The organism is Aliidiomarina halalkaliphila, from assembly GCF_007096385.1.
In the GTDB taxonomy this organism is placed as follows: domain Bacteria; phylum Pseudomonadota; class Gammaproteobacteria; order Enterobacterales; family Alteromonadaceae; genus Aliidiomarina; species Aliidiomarina halalkaliphila.
Window position 1 is genome coordinate 692,325 of record NZ_VJWL01000001.1, and the last position, 10,769, is coordinate 703,093.

The 10,769-nt window shown below is 49.8% G+C and carries 5 protein-coding genes; 3 read left to right on the forward strand and 2 right to left on the reverse strand.

Translation table 11 applies throughout. The features are described from left to right. The first annotated feature begins 159 nt into the window (after positions 1-159). Positions 160-1,749: a protein adenylyltransferase SelO gene (locus FM042_RS03220; protein WP_143234297.1), complete on the forward strand. Its 1,590-nt coding sequence runs from the start codon at positions 160-162 to the stop codon at positions 1,747-1,749. A gap of 65 nt (positions 1,750-1,814) precedes the next feature. Continuing rightward, on the forward strand, positions 1,815-3,722 hold the full coding sequence (locus tag FM042_RS03225; RefSeq protein ID WP_143234298.1) for a diguanylate cyclase: 1,908 nt from the start codon (positions 1,815-1,817) through the stop codon (positions 3,720-3,722). A gap of 78 nt (positions 3,723-3,800) precedes the next feature. On the opposite strand, the gene FM042_RS03230 is transcribed toward FM042_RS03225, so the two are convergent. Next, positions 3,801-6,857 carry an efflux RND transporter permease subunit gene (locus tag FM042_RS03230; protein WP_143234299.1) on the reverse strand — a complete coding sequence of 1,019 codons (3,057 nt, stop codon included), beginning with the start codon at positions 6,855-6,857 and terminating at the stop codon, positions 3,801-3,803. A gap of 15 nt (positions 6,858-6,872) precedes the next feature. Beyond that, positions 6,873-7,991, reverse strand: a complete 1,119-nt coding sequence (locus FM042_RS03235; RefSeq protein WP_143234300.1) for an efflux RND transporter periplasmic adaptor subunit — start codon at positions 7,989-7,991, stop codon at positions 6,873-6,875. Positions 7,992-8,380: 389 nt separating this feature from the next. Here FM042_RS03235 and FM042_RS03240 point away from each other — a divergent pair, with 389 nt between their 5' ends. Then, positions 8,381-10,606: an NADP-dependent isocitrate dehydrogenase gene (locus FM042_RS03240; protein ID WP_143234301.1), complete on the forward strand. Its 2,226-nt coding sequence runs from the start codon at positions 8,381-8,383 to the stop codon at positions 10,604-10,606. The last annotated feature ends 163 nt before the right edge of the window (positions 10,607-10,769 follow it).

The window sequence follows — 10,769 nt, forward strand, 5'->3', positions numbered from 1 at the left end:
ATCTCCTCGTGTACACTGTGACATAACTCACCGTGGTATAACTCATTGCGGTATAGTTATTGCGATTTAACGCCGGAAAAGCTCGACATCGTTAGGCGTTCGTTTCACCATATCACATTCATAGAAAAGTCACGTAATTCAGCGACCACGAGGATGCTTATGTCACAGAAGGTGTCACAGCAAGAGGCAACACTGGAGCATAGCTACGGGCAACTGGGAACCTTTTTCAGCCGTACAACGGCACCCACACCCGTACAAGCCCCTCAGTGGATTGCATTTAATCATAAACTCGCTGAAGCTCTGGCGTTGCCCGCAACGCTACGAGGTACAGATACTAGTCTGCACCTCTTTTCCGGTAACCTGGATGCCTCAGATTGGGTTCATAGCCCTTTGGCCAAGGCCATAGAACCTCGGGCCTTGGCCTATGCAGGCCACCAATTTGGGCACTTTGTTCCACAATTGGGGGATGGGCGAGCGCTCTTGCTAACCGAAGTAGTGGTTCCAGGAAATTCTGATCAGCGCGTCGATATTCAATTGAAAGGCTCCGGGCCTACCGCATTTTCCCGCGGGGGTGACGGCCGTTCGCCGATTGGCCCAGTACTGCGTGAATATCTGGTAAGCGAAGCCATGCACCATCTTGGCGTACCCACGACCCGTGCATTGGCAGCGGTGGCTAGCGGCGAATATGTTTATCGCGATGAGCCACTTCCCGGCGCGATTCTTACTCGGGTAGCAAGCAGCCATATTCGTATTGGCACCTTCCAATATGCGGCGGCCCATGGCGGCACCGCGCAGGTGAAAAAACTCGCCGACTACGCCATTCAGCGACATTTCCCCACACTGCTAGAAGAAGCGGAGGGGGCTCCGCGTTACTTAGCGTTCTTACAGCACGTGATGCAACGACAGGCCCATTTGGTGGCTGAATGGGAAAGGGTCGGCTTTGTCCATGGCGTAATGAACACGGATAACACCAGCATTTGTGGGGAGACTATCGATTATGGCCCATGCGCCTTTATCGACAGCTTTTCCAAAGACACGGTATTTAGCTCCATTGATCGCAATGGCCGTTATCGTTTTTCCAACCAGCCCCGAATTGCCCAATGGAATCTCGCTCGATTTGCGGAAACCCTACTCCCGTTAATCGACGAATCTCGAATGAACACACATAAACAAGAGGTGCACGGAGAACAGACCGTGGCACGCCTCACGGACATCATTCAACAATTCCCAGCAATGTATAAACAAGCCCGCGCGGTGAGTATTGGGCGTAAATTTGGTGTTTCCGATCCCGATTTATTAACAGCAGAGGTTAGCGAACGGCTGTTTACATTGATTGATGCCTCTTACGCGCAGTTGGAAGTGGATGCGCTCGATCACACCCTCTCTTTCGCTGCTCTCACTACCCAAGGGCAGCAGCCAAAGGGCGACTTTCTCGATTATGTGCAGACCACAACATCCCTCTCGTTTTGGCACGATTGGCATCAGCGCTGGTTAGCACTGCTTGATGAGGCCCAGATCACGAATGCTGCCGATGTAATGGCTCAGGCAAATCCGCGCCTAATACCCCGCAACCATCGTATTCAACAGGTTATTGAACAGGTAGAAGCCAATGGCGATTTAAGCGAGTTTTGGCGATGCCATGGGGCTTGGTCCTCTCCCTATCGGTATAGCGAATTGGGCGACAACGCCGATCTATTGTTACCTCCGCAGCCCGACGAGCAAGTGGCGCGAACCTTCTGTGGCACCTGAATTATTTGCCCAATGCTAAATCTCGTGCCAACATTAGGTGATTGCCATGCGGAAGGAACCAAATAATGGTGCGAGCGGTAAAGCGGCGCAATATATTCAATCGAACATTAGCACGACGTCTACTCCTTCGAATCAGCCTAGCTACTGGGGCACTTATCACCCTTGCGGCCTGTATTGGTTTCTATTTCTCCTATCAGCAAGCGTACCAACAGCAGGTCAGCTACCTGGTTCACGACAGTAATCAACGGATTGAGCGTGAATCGAGTGTATTTAAGCAAGCCGAAGCAACTGCAGAATTGCTCGGACAATATTTTATCGATAGTTACCAGCAAGCAAGCCAAAGCCCGGACGTAATCGCCGCAGTGTTTGATCAATGGTTCGAGGAAACGGAGCCGGGCGTGCATCGTTTACGTGAAGCGTTTTACGAAGGCTTCTCTCCCGATCCTGAGTTCTTTAGCAACCCCTATTCCTCAGAGTTCAAACATCTATCTGTATTTGCCGGACAAAGCCAGTACGCCCTTACTGATGAACGCAAAATGCGGATTGTGGTGGCGCTTAAAGTGGTTCACCGGTTAGCGCCCAGTTGGCAACAACTGTATGAAAATACTCACATAAGCATGCCTGAGAACGTTATCGTTCATTATTCACTTAATCACCCTTGGGGTCGGCAAGCACGGGCCGATCTCGATATTACCCGTTACGCCGTAGTGCGCTCTACGCTGCAATCTGAAAACCCTGAACGACAAGGTGCCTGGACAGGTTTATATTACGATTTATCCTCTGAACAATGGGTGATCACCTATCAAATACCAGTAGATTTTGATGGGCGTCACCTAGGTACACCGAGCCACGATGTCAGCCTAGAAGATATGTTAAACCGACTCATTGATTCCCATGAATCTGCCGCAACCCACGTCGTTTTGAACAACCAAGCGCAACTGATCGCCGCACCAACATCGGTCATTGCTCCCCATGAGCACAGTGGCATCGTTCATCTTGAACATTTAGACAACCCACTCTACACGTCCATTTGGGATCGAATTGCCGACACCGATGGCGAACAGATCTTTACCATTGACCATAAAGACATGCTCATTATTGCCCATAAGATTCCTGGCCCGGATTGGTGGTATATCACTGCGTATCCATTGTGGGAGATTCAAAAACTCGCATTATTATCACCCATGCGTTTTGTCATTCTGAGCGGTGGATTCTTTATCCTCGTATTAGTTATTCTGTATATCTTTATGAATCAGCAAATTTCACGGCCGTTGCGTCACCTGTCTCGGTTGGCTCATGAGGTGGGAAATAAGCGCTATGAAGCAGTGACGCAAATCAAAATTGAAGCAGAATATCAGCGCAGCGAAATCGGCATGCTAGTCCGCTCTATGCAAGAAATGGCGCGCAGTATTTTGAGCCAACAACAAACTCTAGAAGCCGAAGTAGATAAGCGCACTGCGGAACTCGCAGCGGCGAACCAGCGTCTCGAGAATATGGCCCATATGGATGGTCTAACCGGCTTGCTTAATCGACGCGCATTACATCGCGATTTGCAGTACCTGCTCAACGACCAAAACGCGAAACCACACGCCTTCTTGCTCGTTGACGTGGACTTCTTTAAGGCCTACAACGACCACTATGGGCATTTAGACGGCGATCAAGTATTAAAAGAGATCTGTGCCCTGCTCTCTCATCACTGTGAAGGCCATGCCTACCGATACGGTGGCGAAGAAATTGCCTGCATTGTGCCCGCCAATGATCTGACCGATGCGATTGCGGCGGCGGAATCGTTACGCAATGAAATTGCCAATGTAAAACGCATCCACGCAGCGTCCCCACTGAAATACCTGACGATTAGTATCGGAGTCACCATGATGCAACGAGGTGAGAGCGCTAACGATATTATTCAACGCGCGGATAAGTTTCTATATCAAGCCAAAGATGAAGGGCGTAACCGTGTGTGCGGCGGCTAGAGACGCTTAGTTTCCAGCCCAATAAAAAACGTCCACGTTGCGGTGGACGTTTTTTTAGGCACTCGTACACGATTCTGCTTATGCGCTTGCCGTACCCTGGCGATCTTTTGCCAAGTACAAGTACATGGCTGGCAATACGAATAAGGTAAACAAGGTACCAATGGTCATACCGGTAAAGATAATTAAGCCCATCGCATAACGAGCACCGCCACCAGGGCCGCTCGCAATCAACAGCGGCACGACAGCCAATACAGTCGCTGCGGTGGTCATCAGAATCGGACGCAAGCGAATGGCCGCAGCTTCTTCAATAGCATCCCGTTTGTTTCTGCCTTCTTGTTGCAATCGGTTTGCAAATTCGACGATCAAGATTCCGTGCTTGGCGATAAGTCCTATCAGCGTCACCAAACCCACTTGGGTATAGATATTCAGAGAGGTAAAGCCGAGACTCACGAATATCAAGGCACCACAGATACTCATGGGCACTGTCACCAAGACAATAATGGCATCTCGGAACGACTCAAATTGAGCCGCCAACACCAAGAAGATAATCAAGAGCGCAAAGAAGAAGGTGACTAACAGCTGCTGGCCTTCGGTCATAAACTGACGAGATTGCCCCGCGTAGTCCACCACAACGCCGTCTGGTAGCCGTTCAGAGGCAATGGACTGCAAAATACCAAGGGCTTCCCCAATCGACACACCCGGTCGCGGTACTCCTTCCACCTTTACGGCGTTTAACTGTTGAAAACGATTCAATTGCCGTGGCTGTACTGATTCTTCCAAGCTAACCAAAGTCGATAAAGGGACAAGTTCGCCGGCTCGATTGCGGGTATAGAACTCCGTTAACTGATCCGGTGTGAGCCGTTCACTACGACGCACCTGAGGAATCACACGATATGACCGGTTCTCCATAGCGAAACGTCCTGCATAGGCACCAGCCATCAAGGAAGACACATCCGCCGTAATCTGCGCCATATCCACGCCCATCAACGCGGCTTTTTCCCGATCAATCTGAATCGTTTGTCGTGGTCGATCAATGCGCAAATCCGTATCCAAAAAGATAAAGCGCCCTGAAGCCATGGCTTCATTACGGATATCGTTGGCGATTTCCTGCAAGTTCTCCACCGGCTGGGTTGAGCTAATCACAAACTGTACAGGCAACCCGCCACCTGGACTTGGCAGCGACGGCGGCACAATAGCAAACACATTCAAGCCGGGAATTTTTTCCAAGAACGGATTAATATCTGCTTCAAGTACTTCTTGCGTACTGCGATCCCGCTCACCCCACGGACTCAAACCAATACCTGTCCCTACACTGCCCGGACCCAACATGCCATTAATCACAAAGGCCATATCGATTTCATCAACGTTTTGTTGAAGCTGCGCCATGCGTTGTGAGTTCTGTTCGATATAATCCAAAGTGGCATAACCATCGGCGGAACCAATCACGAACACAAAGCCAAGATCTTCTTCAGGTTCCAGTTCGGTGCTGCTCGTAACAAATAGGAAATAACAGGACACCAATACAATGGCCCCGAATACCGCGAGCACGGATTTGGTGTCCAGAGCGCTGTGTAACTTCCGTTGATACCAGCTTTTTAACTGATCAAAGCGTGTATCAAGCCACGCTTCTAGGCGCGGACGTTTACTGCCATCGCGGCGCGAGCGCAAAATGCGCGAACACATCATTGGCGATAGCGTTAACGCCACCACCCCTGACAGAATTACGGTACTTGCAAGGGTAAAGGCAAACTCCACAAACAGAGTTCCGGTAAGCCCACCAATAAAGCCGATAGGCACAAATACCGCCACCAAGGTCGTCGACATCACGATCACAGGCCCGGCTAACTGGCGCGCCCCGAGAATCGAAGCGTCGAGACGTGACATCCCCTCTTCCAAATGACGGGAGATATTCTCCAACATGATGATAGCGTCATCGACGACAATACCGATGGCCAATACCATGGCCAATAAGGTCAGCAGGTTAATCGAGAACCCGAGCGCCAACATCATTAAGAACGTTCCGATCAGCGATAGCGGGACCGCTACAGCCGGGATAATGACTGAACGTAGCGAGCCTAAAAAGGCGTAAATGACCGCCAATACGATCACCAGTGCCAACACAATTGTCATCACGACTTCGTCGATGGCGTTCTGTATATATTCCGTGGAATCATAGGAAATGCTGGCATCGAGCCCTTCCGGCAACTGCGGGATAATATCGCGATCCCATACTTGGCGAACTTGCTCAATCACATCAATAGAATTGGCATCTGGGGCAATTTCGATACCAATAAAGGTAGCCGGCTCGCCGTTATAACTCGCCGAACTCTCATAAGATTCAGAACCAAGCTCAATATCCGCGATGTCGCGTAAGCGCACCACCGAGCCATTATCCGCACGAATAATCAATGCTTCAAAGGCCTCTGGGGTTCGCAGATCAGTATCGGCATTCAGGTCGATTGCAACCCGTGAGCCCTTCGTGCGTCCAACAGCGCTCAACACGTTATTGGCTCGGAGTGCTTGCATCACATCGGCACCGGTCACATTCAGTGCCGTCATTTGCCCAGAATCAAGCCAGATACGCATGGCAAAGTTTTGCGCACCTAAGATTTGTGCCCGCTGAACACCGGCAATCGTAGCGAGTTGAGGCTCAACTACCCGCACAAGGTAGTCAGTGATTTGGTTTGCATCCAATATATCGCTATAAAACGACAGATACATGGAGGCAACGTCTTGCCCTACCGACAACTCCACCACAGGATCCATGGCGTTTTCCGGTAAATCAGAGCGGAGTTTATTCACCTGGGCGGCAATCTGTGTCAGCGCCGCATTAGGATCGTAATCCAAGCGTAAATACGCAGTAATGGTGCTCACCCCTGCCATGGACGACGATGTGATGTAATCAATACCTTCAGCGGCAGCAATTTCACGTTCGAGCGGCGTGGTGATAAACCCTTGGATCAGTTCCGCATCCGCACCAATATAGGTCGTGGATACGGTAACTGCGGCATTTTTAATCTCAGGAAACTGGCGTACATTCAAATCGAAGGCGGCCCGCAACCCAACTAACAGAATCAGCAAACTAATCACAGTCGCTAATACCGGCTTCTTGATAAAGATATCGGTAAACTTCATGAAATATCCCCGGCGTTAGCGATTGATTGGCTGCGGATCTTGCTCAGCTGGCGGTTGCACATCGTCATCTTCGCTAATCGTCACTGCGCTGTTGTTGCGCAGCTTCAATAGACCCGAGGTCGCAATGATATCACCAGGCTCCAACCCTTCCGTGACTTCGATTAAATCACCGCGGGTTTGCCCCGTACGAATCAGGCGCTGACGCACCCGTTTAGTGCCATCTTCCTCGGTCACCATATACACTACGTTACCAAAAGGATTGAATTGGACTGCAGTACGAGGAATGACGTTAATCGTGCGCGGCTCACCGTAGGACATACGCACACGACCAAACATACCTGGGCGCAGTAAACCATCTTCATTGGCTAAGGTGGCCTGCACTTCAATGGTACGGGTACTCTCATGAATACGCGGTTCAATGGCAGTGACTTCACCGGAAAACGACTGTTCAGGTTGTGCATCCACAGTGACCGCAATAGCATGCCCCGGCTGAATCCGGCTTAAATGCTGCTCCGGCAAACTAAAATTAATAAAAATTGGAGAGAATGATGTGACTGATACCAGCGAGGTTCCCGGCTGTACGAATTGGCCTAGGTTTACAGCGCGTAAACCCGCAAAGCCATCAAATGGTGCCCGAATAGTTTTCTGCCGAATGAGTGCTTCTTTCGTGCGCACCATTGCTTGTGCTTGTGCTACTTCACTGCGTGCCCGATCAAGATCGGATTCAGATACATTTTGTGAGGCTTGCAGACGCTCCAGACGTTGCGCTTCCGTTTGCGCTATGCGTAAGGCAACTTCGAGCCGTTCCAATTCTGCTTCATCAACGTCGGTATCCAGCGTAAACAATACCTGGCCCCGCTCCACTGGTTCGCCATTTTTAAAACCAATATGGGTAATCACACCAGCGACTTGATTCGATAGTGTTGTGCCATCTACCGCTACGAAATTTCCAACTGATGTTAAGGTTTGGCTCCATTCATCGCGAACGACCTCTGTGGCCGTAATAGTTGCCGTGGTTTCCGGCATATTGTCAAAAAAGTCGTTCATGAAATAGTTGCCGATCGCCTTGTAGCCGAAAATCAGGCCGAACACTAAACCGGTCACTAACAACATCAAAAACATTCGTAATCGCATTGGGGGTCCCTTTCACCAGGCCATAGAGCTTTGTTTGATTATCCGCGCGGATCTTACCATCATTTCTACTTATTTATAGACCTACTGGTTCACTTTCACGAATCCCTTTACCATCTCTTGTTAAAACAAAAAAATGGCAACCTTTGCGGCTAGAGCTTTGTGAAAAACTGAACGGTAAGTGTATAAATACTGCTACCGCATAAATAACTATACCACTTGGTACAGTTGTAAGAGTAACAGCTCCTTATAGGCTGAACAACACTGCCGAACATTGAATAAACACGCTAAAACTGACATACTACGGCGCGAACTTTTCCATCACATTGCAGCACCATCAGCCACCCGATATAAGCGTAGGCTGCGAAGGTGATTAACCTATAGGAATGACAATGTCGACTGATAAATCTACGATTATTTACACCGAAACAGACGAAGCGCCGCGCCTAGCCACGTATTCTCTACTGCCCATTATTCAAGCCTTTACCAAAGCGGCCGGCATTTCGGTTGAAACCCGTGATATTTCTCTTGCAGGTCGCATTATTGCTAGCTTCCCAGAGTACCTGAATGATGATCAGCGTATTGGCGATGCCCTCGCTGAACTCGGTGAAATGGCTAAAACACCTGAAGCCAATATCATTAAGTTGCCAAATATCAGTGCTTCTATCCCGCAGTTAACTGCCGCGATTAAAGAGTTGCAGTCGCAAGGCTATGCCTTGCCAAATTACCCACACGAGCCAAAAACTGACGAAGAACGCGACATTAAGAATCGTTACGACAAGATCAAAGGCAGTGCCGTAAACCCTGTTTTACGCGAAGGAAACTCAGATCGCCGAGCTCCTGCCTCTGTGAAAAATTACGCCAAGAAGAACCCACACCGTATGGGCGCGTGGAGCAAGGATTCCAAAACTCACGTTGCGCACATGAATGATGGTGATTTCTATAGCTCAGAGCAATCCACCACCTTCACCGACGCCGACACCCTCAAAGTGGTGCTCAACACCCCTGCTGATCAAGTCGTGTTGAAAGACGGTATTAAAGTGCTCGCCGGCGAAGTAGTTGATGCAGCGCGCATGAGTGCAGCTGAGCTGCAAAGCTTTTATGCCAAAGAAACGGCGGCGGCAAAGAGCGAAGGCGTTTTGCTTTCATTGCACTTAAAAGCCACCATGATGAAGGTCTCTGACCCAATTTTGTTTGGCCATGCGGTAAAAGTTTTCTTTAAGCCATTGTTTGAAAAGCATGCCACGCTGTTCCGTGAGCTCGGTGTGGATGCAACCAATGGATTTGGTGATGTGATCGCAAAGATTGCCGAATTGCCAGACGACCAACGCAAAGCTATCGAAGCCGATATTCAAGCGATCTATGCCGAACAGCCTGAATTAGCCATGGTGAACTCAGACAAGGGCATCACCAACTTGCACGTACCTAGCGATATCATCATCGATGCATCTATGCCTGCGATGATTCGTGACGGCGGTAAGATGTGGGATCCAAAAGGCGGTCAGCAAGACACCAAAGCGATGATTCCAGATCGTTGCTATGCCGGTGTTTATCAAGAAACGATAAACTTCTGCCGTGAAAACGGTGCATTTGACCCGTCGACCATGGGGACCATTCCAAACGTTGGCCTTATGGCGCAAAAAGCAGAAGAGTACGGTTCTCACGATAAAACGTTTGAAATTCCTGCGAACGGCACAGTGCAAGTACTCAACAGCAAGAACGAAGTGATTTTCGAGCACAGCGTTGAGAAAGGCGATATCTGGCGTATGTGTCAGGTGAAAGACGCACCAATTCGCGATTGGGTCAAACTGGCTGTGAATCGTGCCCGCCTGAGCAACACACCGGCCGTGTTCTGGTTAGATAAGAACCGTGCCCATGATGCGCAATTGATCAAGAAAGTGGAAAACTACCTAAAAGAGCATGACACCGACGGACTGGATCTGCGCATCTTAGCGCCGGTAGAAGCCACCCGCTATTCATTAGCGCGCATGAAGGACGGAAAAGACACCATCTCTGTGACCGGTAACGTGTTACGTGATTACCTCACTGATTTGTTCCCTATCCTTGAACTCGGTACCTCAGCGAAAATGTTATCCATCGTGCCACTGATGAATGGCGGCGGCTTGTTTGAAACAGGCGCTGGCGGTTCCGCACCGAAACACGTACAGCAATTCGTTGAAGAGAACCATTTACGTTGGGATTCGTTGGGTGAGTTCTTGGCATTGGCCGCCTCACTTGAGCATTTAAGCCAAGTCACTGGTAATAAACGTGCGCAAGTATTAGCAGACACTTTAGATGCGGCGACCGCGAAGTTCCTTGATGAAAACAAATCACCATCGCGTAAAGCCGGTGAATTGGATAACCGCGGCAGCCATTTCTACCTAGCTATGTACTGGGCAGAAGCCTTGGCCACACAAAACGCCGATGCTGAATTGCAGACGCGTTTTGGCCCGTTGGCTGAGAAAATGCAGCAGAACGAGACAGCAATCGTTGATGAGTTAAATAAGATTCAGGGCGTTGCCGTTGAAATCGGCGGCTACTATCAGCCAAATGCCGACCTCGTGAGCAAAGCAATGCGCCCTAGCGCATTACTGAACGAGATTCTTGGCAGCCTGTAACGCGCTCACCAAGTAACTTTCGTAAAGGGCACCCTCATTGGGTGCCTTTTTTATTACCCCATGGGCGGGTTTACGGCGTCCCTCATGAGGGCAATCCCATCCCCGGGGCCTATTTTTACTGTGGCAACTAGAAGCACGGAGATGGGTGTTGGCCTCGTGAGGG

What these genes read in the sequence shown, in the direction of transcription:
- FM042_RS03230 (WP_143234299.1), bottom strand. Translation starts at nt 6,857, where the DNA reads ATGAAGTTTACCGATATCTTTATCAAGAAGCCGGTATTAGCGACTGTG.
- FM042_RS03240 (WP_143234301.1), top strand. Translation starts at nt 8,381, where the DNA reads ATGTCGACTGATAAATCTACGATTATTTACACCGAAACAGACGAAGCG.
- FM042_RS03235 (WP_143234300.1), bottom strand. Translation starts at nt 7,991, where the DNA reads ATGCGATTACGAATGTTTTTGATGTTGTTAGTGACCGGTTTAGTGTTC.
- FM042_RS03225 (WP_143234298.1), top strand. Translation starts at nt 1,815, where the DNA reads ATGGTGCGAGCGGTAAAGCGGCGCAATATATTCAATCGAACATTAGCA.
- FM042_RS03220 (WP_143234297.1), top strand. Translation starts at nt 160, where the DNA reads ATGTCACAGAAGGTGTCACAGCAAGAGGCAACACTGGAGCATAGCTAC.